Genomic DNA, 15946 nt, shown 5'->3' on the forward strand with positions numbered 1-15946 from the left:
GATCAACCAAACCTTCCTGTGATGTAGTCTTCGGTCTCGGTGCGCTTGGGCTTGAAGAAAATCTGTTCGGTGGCGCCGTACTCCATCAGCTCGCCCAAGTACATGTAGGCGGTGTAGTCGCTGCAACGCGCCGCCTGCTGCATGTTGTGGGTGACGATGGCGATGGTGTAGTCTTTTTTGAGTTCGTGCACCAGTTCCTCGACCTTGCCGGTCGAGATCGGGTCCAGCGACGCCGTGGGCTCGTCGAGCAGCAGCACCGAGGGCTTGACCGCCACGCTGCGCGCGATGCACAGGCGCTGCTGCTGCCCGCCCGACAGGCTCAGGCCGCTTTGCTTGAGCTTGTCTTTGACTTCGTTCCAGAGTGCGGCTTTGCTCAGGGCCCACTGCACGCGCTCGTCCATGTCGGCGCGGCTGAGTTTTTCGTAGAGCTTGACGCCAAATGCGATGTTGTCGTAGATCGACATCGGAAACGGCGTCGGTTTTTGGAACAACATGCCGATGCGCGCGCGCAGCAGGTTCAAGTCCTGCTTTTCGTCGAGGATGTTTTGGCCATAAAAGCTGATCAAGCCCTCGGCGCGCTGGCCCGGGTACAGGCTGTACATGCGATTCAGGGTGCGCAGCAGCGTCGATTTGCCGCAACCCGAGGGGCCGATAAAGGCCGTGACCTTGCGCTCGATGATGTCGAGGTTGACGGTTTTCAGGGCATGAAAGCCGCCGTAGTAAAAGTTGAGGTTGCGCACCTCGATGGCGTTGCGTGGCTCGATAGAGGCTTCAGACATATACGAATTTCCAGTTTGCAGAAGGACTTAATTTAGACTTTGACGCGCTCACGGAACAAAATGCGTGCCGTGATGTTGATCGCCAGCACCGTCAAGGTGATGAGCAAAGCGCCCGCCCAAGCGAGCTCGTTCCAGTTGTCGAATGGGCTCATGGCCATGTGGTAGATCCAGACCGGCAGGTTGGCCATGGGGCCGTCCATGTCGAGGGTGAAGAACTGGTTGTTGAGCGCGGTAAAGAGCAGCGGCGCGGTCTCGCCACTGATGCGCGCCAGCGCCAGCAGCACGCCGGTGATGACGCCGGCGCGGGCGCCGCGCAGCACCACCATGGTCGCCACCTTCCAGTGCGGCGCGCCGAGCGCGAACGCGGCCTCGCGCAAGCTGCCGGGGATCATGCGCATCATGTTTTCGGTGGTTTTGATCACCACCGGAATGGCGATCAGCGACAGCGCGATCATGCCGGCATAGCCCGAAAAATTGCCCATGGTCATGACCACGACCGCAAACACGAACAAGCCCAGCACCACCGACGGCGCCGAGAGCATGACCTCGTTGACGAAGCGCGTGACGCTGGCGGTCTTGTTGGCGTCGCCAAACTCGGCCAAGTAAATGCCGGCCAAGACACCGATCGGGGTCGAGATCAGCACCGCGCAGCCGACCATGATCAAACTGCCGACGATGGCGTTGCGCAAGCCGCCGCCGGGCGTGCCGGGCGCGGGTGTGTCTTGGGTGAAGATTTCCCAATCGAGGGCGTAAAAGCCATTGGAAAACAGCACGAACAAAATCCAGACCAGCACCGCCAGCCCGATCAACGAGGCGACGCCAGAAAAGGCCATGATGGCAGCGTTTTTGCGCCGGCGCTGGTTGTAGAGCGATTGGTTGATTTGCATATCAGTATCCTTTGCTGCCCTTGCCTTCTTCGACCCGCAAAATCAGCAGCCGCGCCAGCGCCAGCACCACAAAGGTCAGGATAAAGAGCAGGAAACCGAGCGCAAACAGGGTGTGCATGTGCATGCCAAAGGACTCGGCAAACTCGTTGGCCAGCGCCGAGGTGATCGACACGCCCGGCGCGTTGATGGTCTCGGGGATGCGGTGTGCGTTGCCGATGACGAAGGTCACGGCCATGGTCTCGCCCAGCGCGCGCCCCAAGCCCAACATCACGGCCCCGACCACGCCCTTGAAGGCGTAGGGCATGACCACATGGCGCACCACTTCGGTGGTGGTGGCACCCAAGCCATAGGCCGATTCGCGCAGGATTTGCGGCACCACTTCAAACACGTCGCGCGTGACGGCGGCCATGTAGGGCAGCACCATAAACGACAGGATGATGCCGGCGGCCAAAATGCCCAGTCCGTTGGGCACGCCGCCAAAGATGGCGCCGATGATGGGCATCCCGGCCATCAGCTCTTGCACCGGAATTTGAAAGTAGTCGGCAAACAGCGGCGCAAACACGAACAGGCCGAACATGCCGTAGATGATGGACGGGATGGCGGCCAGCAGCTCGACCGCCGTACCCAGCGGCCGGCGCAGCCAGACCGGGCAGGTTTCGCTGAGGAACAACGCGATGCCAAAGGCCAGCGGCACGCCGATGATCATGGCAATGGCCGAAGTGGCCAAGGTGCCGATGATGGCCATGAGGGCGCCGAACTGCTCGTTGACCACGTCCCACTCGGCGGTCCAGATGAAGGCAAAGCCGAACTCGCGAAACGCCGGCCAGGCGTTGATGAACAGGGTGACGATGATGCCGATGAGCGCCATCAGCACCAACACGGCAAAGGCTTGCGAGACGCGGTAAAAAAGGGCGTCGTGCAAGCGCTGGCGCTTGGCGATAGCGAGCACGTGGGGGTGGCCCAAGTCGTGCGCTTGGATAGGGGTGGACATAGGGAGGTCGAGCGTCGTAGTGGAACTGGCGCTTATCATAATCAGCCCAGACTAGGTAGAGGTAGATAAATTGCAATCCGCCGACCGCCCAGAGACGGCACGGCGGATGCACCGCTGTTGCCGCACTACGGGCGCACGGCAACGTCATCGGCAGCGGCTTAAGCGCGGCGAATCTGGTTCCAGACCCGGGTCCGAATGGCTTCGGCCAAGGTGTCTGGGATCGGCACGAAGTCCATCTCCAGCGCCAAGGCGTCGCCATTGCGGAAGGCCCAGTCGAAGTAGGCCAGCACGGCGTTGCTTTCGGCCACGTTGGCCGGTTGCTTGTACATCAGGATGAACGAAGCCGTGGCCATGGGCCACGAGTTGGCACCGGCGGCGTTGACCATCGACACGCCCATGCCCGGCACGCTGAACCAGTCGATGGCGGCGGCGGCGGCCGAGAAGGTGCGGTCATCGGGCTGGACGAAGTTACCGGCGGCGTTTTGCATCGCCATGTGCGGGATGTTGTTGCGCCGCGCGTACGAGAACTCGACGTAGCCAATCGCCCCGCGGGTGCGCGCCACGATGGCCGACAGGCCTTCGCTGCCGCGACCACCGATGGACGAAGCCGCCGGCCAGCGCACGGTGGCACCGCGGCCAATGCTGCTGGCCCACTCCGGGCTCACGGCCGAGAGGTAGTCGGTAAAGACAAAGGTGGTGCCCGAGCCGTCGGCGCGGTGCACCACGGTGATGCCTTGGTTCGGGAAGGTGCGGCCCGGGTTGACGGCGGCAATGCGCGGGTCGTTCCAGTTGACGATGCGGCCGCTGAACATATCGGCCAACAGCTGGCCGGTCAGGCGCAGCTCGCCGGGGCGAAAGCCTTCGAGGTTGTACATGGGCACGACGCCGGCGATGATGGCCGGGAACTGCACCATGCCATCGCGCTCGAGATCGGCGCCGGACACTGGGGCGTCGGTGGCACCAAAGGTGACGGTGCGGGCGCGAATCTGGCGGATGCCGGCCGAAGAGCCGATCGATTGGTAGTTCAGTTGCACGCCGGTCGCGGCGCGGTAGGCTTCAGCCCAGCGGGAGTAAATCGGGAACGGCAGCGATGCGCCGGCGCCGGTGATGATGGTCGAAGCGGTGGCCAGCTTGGTAAAGCCGCCGGTCATAGCCAGCGCAGCGGTGGCGGCCACGGTTTTCAGGAAAGTGCGTTTCATCGGGTTCCTTTGGAGGAAGGTTTATGGGACATCCTTGATCCTATGCATGAATTGCGGCAGTTTTGTGACAGACTTTTGAATTTTTAACCACGAAGTGTCACAAATCGCCCCTTGCTAGCGGTTTCCCCTGATCTTTCTCAGATGACAAGCGCGTGAAATCCCCGCTCGACTGGGTTACAGTAGCGCCATTGCCCCCCAGCCGCCATTCTTCGGCTTGGTTTTTACCCTCGATTACCCCTAGGAGCACCAGTGCCGACCAATCACAAGGACCGCAGTGCCGAGCCCCGCAGCATCGCTGCCAACCACCCGTTCGAGCACCAGACCCCAAATCGCACAAAGCAAGACTCGCGTTTGGCCGACGCAATGGCTTTTCTGCGCGGCTTCATGGCGCAGCCGATGTCGGTGGCCTCGGTGGTGCCCAGTTCGCCCTATCTGGAACAAGGTGTGGTGCGCGCCTGCGACTTGGCGCGCGCGCGCTGCGTGATCGAACTCGGGCCCGGCACCGGCGGCAGCACGCGCGCGCTGCTGCGCGCCATGTCGCCGCAGGCGCGGTTGTTGGCGATCGAGCTCAACCCCGAATTCTCCAACCGACTGCGCCAGCGCAACCAAGACCAGCGGCTGCTGGTACAAGAAGGCAGCGCCGCCGACCTAGGGCTGCACCTAGAGCGCTGGGGCCTGCCAGCGCCCGATGTGGTGGTCTCGGGGATTCCGTTTTCCACCCTGCCGGTGCCGGTGGCCCAGAGCATCGTCGCCGCCATCAAGGACCATTTGGCCCCCGGTGGCCGTTTTGTCGCCTACCAGTTCCGCGCTCATGTGGCCAGTTACACCACGCCGGAGATGGGCGAACCCAGCTTCGAGTGGGAATGGCGCAACGTGCCGCCGATGCGGGTGTTTCGCTGGCAACAACCCTGAAGCTTCGCTGGGCACCGTGGGCTGCTGGGGCGCTGGCGGCCTGTTTACTCCCGTGCGCCCATGCACACTGATTGATGCACGGCACCATCGCGCCCCATGACGCTGCCACCGCTGTTTGAACTCTTGGTGCTGCTGGCCGCTGCGGTGGCGGCGGTGGCGCTGTTTCAGCGCACCGGCATCCCGGCCAGCTTGGGCTACCTGGCCGTGGGCGCCCTGCTGGGGCCCTACGTGGCCGGCCTCATCAGCCACACCGAGACCATCCGCTTGGTGGCCGAGTTCGGCATCGTGTTCTTGCTGTTCACGATCGGGCTCAATTTTTCGCTGCCGCAAATCTACGCCCTGCGCCACACCGTGCTCTGGCTGGGCACCGGGCAGGTGGTGCTGACCACGGCCGTGGTGGGGCTGGGGGCCTGGGGCTTGGGGCTGGACCCGGTGGCGGCCTTCATCGTCGGGGCGGTGTTTGCCCAGTCATCGACCGTGATCATCGCGCGCCAGCTCGCCGACCAAGGCGAGGAGCACAGCCGCCACGGCCGCTTGGGGCTGGCGATGTCGGTGTTCCAGGACGTGACCGCGGTGCCGTTCGTGGTCATCATCCCGGTGCTGGGCTTGGCGGCGGCGGGCTCACTGGCCGAGCCGCTGGGTTGGGCGCTGCTCAAGGCGCTGCTGGCTTTTGTCTTGGTCTTTTTGGCTGGGCGCTGGTTGCTGCGGCCGCTGTTTCATGCGATTGCGGTGCGCCGTTCGGCCGAATTGTTCACGCTCACGGTGCTGCTGGTGTCGCTGGCCTCCGCGGCCATCACCGAAAGCCTCGGGTTGTCGCTGGCCTTTGGCGCCTTTCTGGCCGGCATGATGCTGGGCGAGACCGAGTTCAGGCACCAGATCGAGTCCACCATTCGGCCCTTTCGCGACGTGCTGCTGGGGCTGTTTTTCGTCTCGATCGGCATGCTCATCAACCCGGCTGCGTTGCTGGCGATCTGGCCTTGGGCGCTGCTGGGCGCACTGGCGTTGCTGGCGATCAAGCTGGTGCTGGTGGCGGCGCTGGTGCTGGCCGCGGGCATCGAGCGCCGCACCGCGCTGCGCACCGCGCTCATTCTGGCGCTCGGGGGCGAGTTTGGTTTTGCGCTGCTGGCGCTGGGCTTGGCCGGCGGCGGCATCGACGGCCAAGCGGCGCAGATTGCACTCGCTGCGGTGCTGCTGAGCCTGATCGCTGGGCCGTTCCTGATCCGCTACAGCCAGTTTTTGAGCGACGCGCTGCTGGGCCCAGCCAGCAGCCCGAGCGTGGCCGCCAGCGCCGCCGCGCAACAGCCACACGCCCACACCAGCCCCAAGCTGAGCCAGCACGTGATTTTGTGTGGCTATGGCCGCATCGGCCAGAGCGTGGCCAATTTTCTCGAGCGCGAAGGCATTGCGCACGTGGCCCTCGACCTCGATCCGGCACTGGTGCGCGACGCCCACGCCGCTGGCGAGCCGGTGTACTATGGCAACGCCGCCGAAGCCGGCGTGCTCGATGCCGTCGGGCTGGCCAGCGCGCGGTTGCTCATCATCAGCTACGACGACCCGGCGGCGGCGCTCAAGCTGGTGCAGCAGGTGCGCGCGCAGCACCCCGAGTTGCCGGTGATGGTGCGCACGCGCGACGAAAGCCAGGTCGAGGCCCTGCGCGCCGCCGGCGCCACCGAGGTGGTGCCCGAAACGCTCGAAGCCGGCATGATGATGGTCGCGCACGCGCTCACGCTGCTCGAGGTGCCGATGGCGCGCGTGCTGCGGCGCCTGCGCGAGGCGCGCAGCGACCGCTACCGGTTGCTGCGCGAGCTGTTCCAAGGCGACCCGACGCTGGCCGGGGACGACGCCACGCAAGCGCGCCTGCACTCGGTGGCGCTGCCGCCGGGCAGCAGCGCCGTGGGCCAGCGCATCGAAGCGCTTGGACTCGAGGCCGACGCGGTCGAAATCACCGCCGTGTTGCGCGCCGGCCAGCGCCTGCTCAACCCCGCCCCCGATCTGCTGCTGCACAGCGAGGACGTGGTGGTGCTGTTTGGCGCGCCCGAAGCGCTGGCGCGGGTCGAGGCCCGTTTGTCCCCATTCAACCTGAGCTAAGCGCATCATGACCCTGCAACAACTCACTTGGGCCCTCGGCGGCTTGGCGCTGTTTTTGTTTGCCATGCTGATGATGACCGAGGGCCTCAAGGCCTTTGGCGGCAGCGGCCTCAAGCGCTTGCTCGGGCGCTGGACTTCGACCCCGCTGCGCGGCGTGTTCGCCGGCATCGCCGTCACGGCGCTGGTGCAGTCGTCGAGCGCAGTCACGGTGGCGGCCATCGGCTTCGTCAACGCCGGGCTGATGAACCTGCGCCAGGCCTTGGGGGTGATTTTTGGCACCAACGTCGGCACCACCATGACCGCTTGGCTGGTGAGCCTGATCGGCTTTGGCTTTGACATCGACGCCTTTGCGCTGCCGATCATCGTCGCTGGGGTGGCCTTGCGCTTGCTGCTGTCAGACCAGCGCTACCAGGGCCTGGGCGACGCGCTGATCGGCTTTGGCCTGTTTTTTATGGGGCTGGATCTGCTGCAACAAGCCTTTGGCGGCATGGCTGCCGCCTATGGTGCCGATGCGCTTGCCGGTGGCGTGGGCGTGCACTGGGCGGCGGCGCTGGCGCTGGGCTTTGTGGTCACGCTTTTAACGCAGTCGTCCAGCGCCGCCGTGGCCATCATTCTGACTGCCGCCACCGGCGGCCTGATCGACCTGCCCACCGCTGCGGCGGCGGTGATCGGGGCCAATGTGGGCACCACCGCCACCGCCGCCTTGGCCGCGCTCAAGGCCACGGCAGCGGCGCGGCGGCTGGCGCTGGGGCACATCGGTTTCAACGTCATCACCGGGGTCGTGGCGCTGCTGCTTTTGCCCTTGATGCTGTGGCTGATCGACTGGCTGGCCTCTGCCTTGCACCTGCAAGACAACCCGGCGGTGTTTCTGGCGCTGTTTCACACCGTATTCAACGTCATGGGGGTGTTGCTGCTGCTGCCCTTTACGCAGCGGCTGGCAGACTGGCTGGAAGGCTTTTTTCGCAGCCACGATGACCAACTGGCGCGCCCGCAGCACCTGGACCACACCCTAGCCAGCTCACCCGAGCTGGCGCTGGGCGCGGTGCGCGCCGAACTGCCGCGACTGCGCGCCGCCATCGGCAGCGTGGCCACGGCGGCGCTGGACAACCAGCGCCAAGCCAGCAGCCAGGCCGAGGCCGCGCGCCAGCTGGCCGCCGCCATCACCGAATACATCGCCAGCCTGCGCGCCGCGCGCATGCCGCGCCAAGTCTCGGACGACCTGACGCTGTGCCTGCGTGCCACGCGCTACTTCGACGAGGCCGGGCGCATGGTCGCCAGCGCCCAGCGCTTGGCCGCTGCAGCTGCAGCGGCCAACCCGCCCGAAGCCCTGCCCCAACTGCTGGCCGCGGCGCGCACCTGCCTGAGCGCGCCGTGCAGCAGCAACGCGGCCGAACTGGCCGAATTCGAGCGCCTGTATCAGCACGGCAAAGCCAGCCTGTTGTCGGCGGTGGTGGCGCAGCAGATCGAGGCCGAACGCGCCGACGGCCTGCTCGACGACCTCAGCCACCTGCGCCGCCTGCTGCAGCAGTGGGTCAAGGCCGACACCATGCTGGCCTGCAGCGACAGCGGCCGACCGGCACCCGAGGGCGCTTGAGACTCAGGCGTCAATCAGACCATCTATCAAACGTCGATCGCCACCGCGTCGCCCCAGCGCTCGAGCAGGGCGCGCCGCGCCGCCGCCTCGCCCTTGCCCATGAGCTGCGTCATGCGCTCGGCGGTGGCGGCGGCGTCAAAGGCGCCCAGACGCACCGGCAGCAGCCGGCGCGTGTCGGGGTTGAGGGTGGTGTCCCACAGTTGCTCGGCGTTCATCTCGCCTAGGCCCTTGAAGCGGCTGATGCTGCAGCGCGCGCGCGCCACGCCGTCTTTGGCGCACTTGTCCAGAATCGCCTCGAGCTCGCCCTCGTCGAGCGCGTAGGCCTTGGTGGCCGGTTTTTTGCCGCGCGCCGGCACATCGACGCGGTACAGCGGCGGGCGCGCCACATAGACGTGGCCGGCCTCGATCAGGGCCGGGAAGTGACGCAAAAACAGCGTCAGCAGCAGCACCTGGATGTGCGAGCCATCGACGTCGGCATCGGCCAAAATGCACACCTTGCCGTAGCGCAGCCCACTGAGTACGTCTGAACCCCCACGCTCGCCCGCTGTGCGGGCTGCGCTGCCCCCCGAGGGGGCGCTCGCGGCTTGGGACGGCCCGGCACCGCTAAGCACCTTGTCCCCAGGCGACCCGTCCTGCACCCCGTGCGGATCGACGCCGATGGCGACGGCGATGTCGTGGATTTCGTTGTTGGCAAACAGGCGCTCGCGCTCGACCTCCCAAGTGTTGAGCACCTTGCCGCGCAGTGGCAACACCGCCTGGCATTCTTTGTCGCGCCCCATCTTGGCGCTGCCGCCGGCGCTGTCGCCCTCGACCAGAAAGAGCTCGTTGCGCGCCAGGTCGCGGCTTTCGCAGTCGGTGAGCTTGCCCGGCAGCACGGCCACACCCGAGCCCTTGCGCTTTTCCACCTTCAGACTGGCGCGCTGGCGCGTTTGGGCGGCGCGGATCACCAGTTCGGCCAGCTTGCGCCCGTGTTCGACGTGCTGGTTCAGCCACAGCTCGAGCGCCGGGCGCACGAAGGCGCTCACCAGCCGCAGCGCGTCGCGCGAGTTCAGGCGCTCCTTGATCTGGCCCTGAAACTGCGGATCGAGCACGCGCGCCGACAACACGTAGCTGGCGCGCGCAAACACGTCTTCGGGCAGCAGGCGCACGCCCTTGGGCAGCAGCGCGTGCAGCTCGATGAAGCCGCGCACCGCCTGGTAGAGCCCGTCGCGCAAGCCGCTGTCGTGGGTGCCGCCGGCGCTGGTCGGGATCAGGTTGACGTAGCTCTCGCGCAGCAGCGCCCCGTCTTCGCTGAAGGCCACCGCCCAGTCCGCGCCCTCGCCCTCGGCAAAGCTCTCGTGGCTGGCGTCGGCGCTGCCGCTGCCCTCGAACAGCGGGATCAGCGGCTCGCTGCCCAGGCTTTGCAGCAGGTAGTCGCGCAGGCCGCCTTGGTACTGCCAGTGCTGGCTCTGGCCGGTGGCTTCGTCGTGCAGGGTCACGCTCAGGCCCGGCAGCAGCACCGCCTTGCTGCGCAGCAGGTGCAGCAGCTCGGGCCGCGGCAGCACCGGGCTGTCGAAGTAGCGGCCATCGGGCCAGACGCGCACCGTGGTGCCGCTGCGCCGCTCGCCGCTGGCCAGCGGCCGCAGTTGCAGCGGCTCGAGCACCGCGCCGTCGGCAAACACCATGCGCGCTTGCTGCCCGTCGCGCTGGCTGCAAACCTCGAGCCGCCGCGCCAGCGCATTGGTCACGCTCACGCCCACCCCGTGCAGCCCGCCCGAAAAGCGGTAGGCCCCGCCCTGCCCTTTGTCAAACTTGCCGCCCGCGTGCAAGCGCGTGAACACCAGCTCCAGCACCGGCGCGTTTTCTTCCGGGTGCAGCCCATGCGGGATGCCGCGCCCGTCGTCCTCGACGCTGACCGAGCCGTCGGCGTGCAGGGTCAGGCGCAGGCTGCGGCCAAAACCGGCCAGCGCCTCGTCGGCGGCGTTGTCGATCACCTCTTGCACGATGTGCAGCGGGTGGTCGGTGCGGGTGTACATGCCAGGGCGCTGGCGCACCGGCTCCAGACCCTTGAGGACACGAATCGAGCTTTCGGCATAGGCGCCAGCCGTGGCCGGCGCGCGTGGGGCAGTGGGGGCAGGCATGGGGGCGGATTGTAGAGAGGCTGGCGCAAAACACCTTGCGGTCCTTGCCCCCTGCAAGCCGCGCAATAATTGGTTACATTTGCCCATATGACTGAACCCGCCCCCGCCATGGCCCCGCGTTTGTCGATGCTGCAAGTGCTGCTCTGTGGCGCGGCGATCGTCATGCTGTCGATGGGCATTCGGCACGGCTTTGGGCTCTGGCTGCTGCCGATCACCGCCGAGCAGGGCTGGACGCGCGAGACCTTTGCCTTTGCCATCGCCATTCAAAACCTGGCTTGGGGCGTGTTCGGCATTTTTGCCGGCATGCTGGCCGACCGCTTCGGCGCCTTCAAGGTGCTGGTGGCCGGGGCCGTGCTCTACGCGCTCGGGCTGGTGGGCATGGCGCTGGCGCAGACCTCATTCTTGTTTGTGCTCACCACCGGGCTGCTGATCGGAGCCGCGCAGGCCGGCACCACCTTTGCCGTGATCTACGGCGTGATCGGCCGCCAGGTGCCGGCCGAGCGCCGCTCGTGGGCCATGGGCGTGGCGGCGGCGGCGGGCTCGTTTGGCCAGTTTTTGCTGGTGCCGGTCGAGGGCTGGCTGATTCTGAGCTTTGGCTGGCAAGAGGCGCTGCTGATTTTGGCCGCCGTGGTGCTGTTGATCGCGCCGCTGGCTTGGGGCTTGCGCGAGCCGGTGCTGGGCGCTGGCGGTGCGCCGGTGGTGCGCGAACAAAGCATCATGCAGGCGCTGCGCGAAGCGGCGCGCTACCGCAGTTTTCAGCTGCTGATGGCGGGCTACTTCGTGTGCGGCTTTCAGGTCGTGTTCATCGGCGTGCACCTGCCCAGCTACCTCAAAGACTTTGGCCTCGCGCCCCACGTGGCCAGCTACGCGCTGGCGCTGATCGGGCTCTTCAACGTCTTTGGCACCTACATCGCCGGCGCGCTTGGGCAGCGGTTGGCCAAGCGCAAAATTCTGGCCTTCATCTATTTGGCGCGCTCAGTGGCCATCACGCTGTTTTTGCTGGCGCCGCTCACGCCCGCCAGCGTTTATCTGTTTGCCGCCGTCATGGGCCTGCTGTGGCTCTCGACCGTGCCGCCCACCAACGCGCTGGTGGCGCAGATTTTTGGCGTCGCGCACCTGTCGATGCTGGGCGGCTTCGTGTTTTTCAGCCACCAGATCGGCAGCTTTTTGGGCGTCTGGCTCGGCGGCCTGCTCTACGACCAGACCGGCAACTACGACGTGGTCTGGCTGCTGGCCATCGGTCTGGGCGTGCTGGCGGCGATGGTCAATTTGCCGATCAACGAGCAGCCGATCCGGCGCGGCCCGCAGCGCCTGCAAGGAGCGCCCACATGAAAACGCTGCTGCTGCGCGCGCTCATCGGATTGGCGGCCTGCGCGCTGCTGCTGTTCACCTTCAGCCTCTACACCCACCCCGACTTCATGCTCAAGCTGGCCAATCAGTTTTGGCTGTGCTTCTGATGCAGCTGTTGCTGCTGTTGCTGCTGTTGCCGTCGCTGCCGCCGCTTCCTGCACGCCCCCAGTGGGCTTGGCGCCCCCGCCTCGCCTTTGTCATACCTGCGTCACCCGCTTCGGTTTAGTATCCGGCCACTGCGCGGTTTCGACCCGAGCGCGCTGGCCTGTTGCCGCACCCTCAGTTGCCCCCCTTTAGTGAAACCTGCCGATGTTTGATATTTTGGTCATCCTCATCACCCTAGGTCTGCTGATTTACTTGGCCTACCGGGGCATCAGCCTGCTGATCTTGGCGCCGGCGCTGGCCACCTTTGCCGTCGTCGCCACGCTCGACGGCCCGGTGCTGGCCAGCTACAGCCAGGTTTTCATGGGTTCGGCGGCGGGCTTTATCGCGCTCTACTTTCCGGTGTTTCTGCTCGGCGCCATTTTTGGCAAGTTGATGGAAGACTCGGGCAGCGCCAAGGTCATGGCCAACGCCATCATCGGCTTGCTTGGCAGCCAGCGCGCCATCTTGGCCGTGGTGCTTTCGTGCGCGGTCATGACCTATGGCGGCGTGTCGCTGTTCGTGGTGGCTTTTGCGGTCTATCCGATTGCGGCGGCGCTGTTTCGCCAAGCCAACATCCCCAAGCGCCTGATGCCGGCCACGATTGCGCTGGGTGCCTTCACCTTCACCATGACGGCGCTGCCGGGCACGCCCGCGATCCAAAACGCGATTCCGATGCCGTTTTTCGGTACCACACCCTTCGCTGCGCCGGGGCTGGGCCTGATCACCGCGCTGGTGATGTTTGTCCTCGGCATGCTGTGGCTCGAGTACCGCGCGCGCCAGCTCGCCGCCGAGGGCTACGGCGTGCACTCCGACGACCCGGCCACGCCCGACAAAGCCATGCGCGAACGCGCCGCCGGCGAGGGTTTCGATGTCATGGAGCTCACCCCCGAACGCCCCTCTGTCGGCTTGCCACCGGCTTGGGTGGCGGTGTTGCCGCTGGTGTTGGTGATCGCCATCAACCTGCTGTTCACTTTTGTTTTGATCCCGCGCATGGACACCGGTTTTCTGGCGCTGCCGCTCTACGGCGAGACCGACATCGACCAAGTGCGCGGCATCTGGTCGATCATCGCCGCCCTGACGCTGTCGATCATCGTGCTCATCGCCATCAACTGGCGCCGCCTGCCCAAGCTCACGCTCAGCATGGACTGTGGCGCCAACGCTGCGCTGCTGCCGATCTTCAACACCGCCAGCTTGGTCGGCTTTGGCGCCGTGATCGCCTCGCTCGCCGCCTTTGTCCTGATCCGTGACTCGGTGGTGATGCTTGGCGGCGACAACCCCTTGATTTCGCTGGCTATTGCCGTCAACATTTTGGCCGGCATGACCGGTTCGGCCTCGGGCGGCATGAGCATTGCGCTGTCCACCTTGGGCGACACCTACCTGGCCATGGCGCAGGCGCACGGCATCAGCCCCGAGCTGCTGCACCGCGTCACCGCCGTGGCCACCGGCGGGCTCGATTCCTTGCCGCACAACGGCGCCGTGATCACCTTGCTGGCCATCTGCGGCCTCACGCACCGGCAGGCCTACCCCGACCTAGCCATGACTGCCATGGCCGTGCCCTTGGTGGCGCTGGTGGTGCTGATCACGCTGGGCACGGTGTTTGGCAGTTTTTGAGTTTGGGGCGCACCGCCGCGGGTTTGCACCGGCAATGCGCGCGGCTGGGTAGAATGCGCGCTTGACCCACCGCTTTTGCACCCCACACCGCATATGACGACACCGATCACTGGCAGCATCGTGGCCTTGGTCACCCCCATGCACCCCGATGGCAGCGTGGACTATCCGGCTTTGCGCCGCCTGATCGACTGGCACATCGCTGAGGGCACCGACTGCATCGGCGTGGTCGGCACCACCGGCGAATCGCCCACCGTGAGCGTGCAAGAGCACTGCGAGATCATCCGCGTGGCGGTCGAACAGGCCGCTGGCCGGCGCCCGGTGCTGGCCGGCTGCGGCGCCAACTCCACCGCCGAAGCAATTGCGCTGGCGCGCTACGCGCGCGAGGTCGGGGCCGACTACCAGCTGCAAGTCGTGCCCTACTACAACAAACCGACCCAAGAAGGCCAGTACCAGCACTTCAAGGCCATCGCCGAAGCCTGCGGCGAGCTGCCCATCATGCTCTACAACGTGCCCGGGCGCACGGTGGCCGACCTGCAACCCGAAACCGCGCTGCGGCTGGCTGAACTGCCGGGTATTTTTGGCATCAAGGAGGCCAGCGGCAACATCGAGCGCGCCCAATGGCTGATCCGCCAAGCGCCGACCGGCTTTGGCATCTATTCGGGCGACGACGCCACCGCCGTGGCCCTGATGCTGTGCGGCGGCCACGGCAACGTGAGCGTGACCGCGAACGTGGCCCCGCGCCTCATGCACGAGCTCTGCGCCGCCGCCTGCGCCGGTGACGTGGCGCGCGCCATGGCATTGCAGATGCAGCTGCTGCCGCTGCACAAACAGTTGTTCATCGAACCGAACCCGATCCCGGTCAAGTGGGCGCTCGAGCGCCTCGGGCGCTGTGGCGCCACCCTGCGCCTGCCGCTCACCCCCCTCACCCCCGCCAGCCAGAGCGTGGTCGAACAAGCCCTGCACGAAGCCGGCTTGCTGTAAGCTCAAGCCCTTCACGCGCGCCCCACTCTGCCCCGACCCGCCCCGAACCCGACCGCCCGCACCAGACACCCGCCATGAATCCGATCGCCCAGACCCCACACCGCCGCCCCGCCCTTGCCACCACGGCCCTGACCGGCAGCGCCTTGGTCATCACGGCGCTGCTGGCCAGCGGCTGCTCGGTGCTGCAAGAAGACCGCATCGACTACCGCAGCGCCCGCCCGGCCGCCACCCTCGAGGTGCCACCCGACCTGACGCAGTTGCAGCGCGATAGCCGCTTTGTGGCCCCCGGCACCACCGCCGTGACGGCGGCTGGTTTTCAGCTCCCGCAACCCGGGGCCGCAGCCCTACCCACGGCGACGGTGCAAGTGGGCGACGTGCGCATCGAGCGCGCTGGCGACCAGCGCTGGCTGGTGGTCAACCGCCCCCCCGAGCAGCTCTGGAGCCCGATCCGCGATTTTTGGCAGGCCAACGGCTTCCTCCTCACCCTCGATCAGCAACAACTGGGTCTGATGGAAACCGACTGGGCCGAAAACCGCGCCCAGATCCCACAAGACATCATCCGCGCCACCCTCGGGCGCCTGTTCGACACCCTGTACTCCACCGGCGAGCGCGACCGCTTTCGCACCCGGCTCGAGCGCCGCGCCGATGGCGGCACCGAAATCTTCATCAGCCACCGCGGCATGATCGAAGTCTTCAACGAGCGCCGCGACAGCACCCTGTGGCAGCCGCGCCCCACCAACCACGAACTCGAAGCCGAATTTTTGCGCCGGCTCATGGTGCAACTGGGCGTGACACAGGAGCAGGCGCAGGCCCTAGTGGCCGCCGCCACCCCGGCGCAACCGCTGTCGCGCATCGAAACGGTCAACAACCTGCCGGTGCTGCAACTCGACGAAGGCTTCGACCGCGCTTGGCGCCGCGTCGGGCTGGCGCTCGACCGCACCGGCTTCACGGTCGAAGACCGCGACCGCGCCCAAGGCCTGTACTTTGTGCGCTTCGTGGCCCCCGATGCCACCCCCGCGCGCGCCGAACCGGGCTTCTTTGGCCGCCTCTTGGGTGGCGCGCGGGCGCAGGCAGCGGCGGCGCCGGAGCGCTACCGCATCGTGGTGCGCAGCACCGACAACCGCAGCACGGTCTCGGTGCTCGACGCCGCCGGCCAGCCCGCCCCGGCGGCGGTGGCGCAGCGCATCGTGCAAGTGCTGGCCGCCGACCTGCGTTAAGCGAGCGCCCCATACTTCGTCCACCCGGCCCGCTGCGGGCCGGCCACAGCCGGGGCGGCCCTCATAGCTGCGG

General features: G+C 66.5%; 14 protein-coding genes and 1 tRNA gene. 10 read left to right on the forward strand and 5 right to left on the reverse strand.

The genetic code is table 11. The features are described 5' to 3' along the window. Positions 1-2: 2 nt before the first annotated feature. The gene (locus SMCB_RS12815) at positions 3-464 is read right to left on the reverse strand and encodes a phosphate ABC transporter ATP-binding protein (RefSeq protein WP_148311821.1); all 462 of its coding nucleotides are present in this window, start codon (positions 462-464) and stop codon (positions 3-5) included. Here SMCB_RS12815 and SMCB_RS12820 point away from each other — a divergent pair. Together SMCB_RS12820 and SMCB_RS12825 are read left to right on the forward strand one after the other, a co-directional pair. Further along, a tRNA-OTHER gene (locus SMCB_RS12820) sits at positions 432-537 on the forward strand. The two genes, SMCB_RS12815 and SMCB_RS12820, sit on opposite strands and share 33 nt — an antisense overlap. Positions 538-545: 8 nt before the next feature. Next, on the forward strand, positions 546-815 hold the full coding sequence (locus SMCB_RS12825; RefSeq protein ID WP_148311822.1) for a hypothetical protein: 270 nt from the start codon (positions 546-548) through the stop codon (positions 813-815). Here SMCB_RS12825 and pstA read toward each other — a convergent pair. The 3 genes from pstA to pstS form a co-directional block, all read right to left on the reverse strand. Beyond that, positions 812-1666, reverse strand: a complete 855-nt coding sequence (gene pstA, locus SMCB_RS05665; RefSeq protein WP_045535707.1) for a phosphate ABC transporter permease PstA — start codon at positions 1664-1666, stop codon at positions 812-814. The genes SMCB_RS12825 and pstA overlap by 4 nt on opposite strands. Before the next feature lies 1 nt (position 1667). Then, positions 1668-2657 (reverse strand): phosphate ABC transporter permease subunit PstC, encoded by a 990-nt coding sequence (pstC, locus tag SMCB_RS05670; protein WP_171820288.1) that lies wholly within the window; start codon positions 2655-2657, stop codon positions 1668-1670. 158 nt (positions 2658-2815) lie between these two features. After that, positions 2816-3856: a phosphate ABC transporter substrate-binding protein PstS gene (gene pstS, locus SMCB_RS05675; RefSeq protein ID WP_045535710.1), complete on the reverse strand. Its 1041-nt coding sequence runs from the start codon at positions 3854-3856 to the stop codon at positions 2816-2818. Between the two features lie 363 nt (positions 3857-4219). Here pstS and SMCB_RS05680 point away from each other — a divergent pair, with 363 nt between their 5' ends. The 3 genes from SMCB_RS05680 (at position 4220) to SMCB_RS05690 (ending at position 8450) form a co-directional block, all read left to right on the forward strand. Beyond that, the gene (locus SMCB_RS05680; RefSeq protein WP_045537704.1) at positions 4220-4768 is read left to right on the forward strand and encodes a class I SAM-dependent methyltransferase; all 549 of its coding nucleotides are present in this window, start codon (positions 4220-4222) and stop codon (positions 4766-4768) included. 96 nt (positions 4769-4864) lie between these two features. Continuing rightward, a complete protein-coding gene (locus SMCB_RS05685) occupies positions 4865-6856 on the forward strand; it encodes a monovalent cation:proton antiporter family protein (protein ID WP_045535711.1) in 1992 nt (663 codons plus the stop codon). Between the two features lie 7 nt (positions 6857-6863). Next, entirely contained in the window at positions 6864-8450 is a 1587-nt protein-coding gene (locus SMCB_RS05690; protein WP_045535712.1) for a Na/Pi cotransporter family protein, read from the forward strand. Positions 8451-8476: 26 nt separating this feature from the next. Here SMCB_RS05690 and SMCB_RS05695 read toward each other — a convergent pair whose 3' ends face one another. Continuing rightward, a complete protein-coding gene (locus tag SMCB_RS05695) occupies positions 8477-10570 on the reverse strand; it encodes a DNA topoisomerase IV subunit B (RefSeq protein ID WP_045535714.1) in 2094 nt (697 codons plus the stop codon). Positions 10571-10657: 87 nt separating this feature from the next. On the opposite strand from SMCB_RS05695, the gene SMCB_RS05700 reads away from it, so the two are divergent. The 5 genes from SMCB_RS05700 (at position 10658) to bamC (ending at position 15873) form a co-directional block, all read left to right on the forward strand. Continuing rightward, positions 10658-11902, forward strand: a complete 1245-nt coding sequence (locus tag SMCB_RS05700) for an MFS transporter (RefSeq protein WP_045535715.1) — start codon at positions 10658-10660, stop codon at positions 11900-11902. Beyond that, the gene (locus SMCB_RS13185) at positions 11899-12027 is read left to right on the forward strand and encodes a hypothetical protein (protein WP_268747544.1); all 129 of its coding nucleotides are present in this window, start codon (positions 11899-11901) and stop codon (positions 12025-12027) included. Before SMCB_RS05700 ends, SMCB_RS13185 begins: the two co-directional genes overlap by 4 nt. Before the next feature lie 202 nt (positions 12028-12229). Further along, positions 12230-13675, forward strand: coding sequence for a GntP family permease (locus SMCB_RS05705; RefSeq protein ID WP_045535716.1), 1446 nt, complete (start codon positions 12230-12232; stop codon positions 13673-13675). Positions 13676-13768: 93 nt separating this feature from the next. Further along, a complete protein-coding gene (gene dapA, locus SMCB_RS05710) occupies positions 13769-14656 on the forward strand; it encodes a 4-hydroxy-tetrahydrodipicolinate synthase (protein ID WP_045535718.1) in 888 nt (295 codons plus the stop codon). A gap of 74 nt (positions 14657-14730) precedes the next feature. Then, entirely contained in the window at positions 14731-15873 is a 1143-nt protein-coding gene (bamC, locus tag SMCB_RS05715; protein WP_082027256.1) for an outer membrane protein assembly factor BamC, read from the forward strand. The last annotated feature ends 73 nt before the right edge of the window (positions 15874-15946 follow it).

This window comes from Serpentinimonas maccroryi (genome assembly GCF_000828915.1).
Classification (GTDB): Bacteria; Pseudomonadota; Gammaproteobacteria; order Burkholderiales; family Burkholderiaceae_C; genus Serpentinimonas; species Serpentinimonas maccroryi.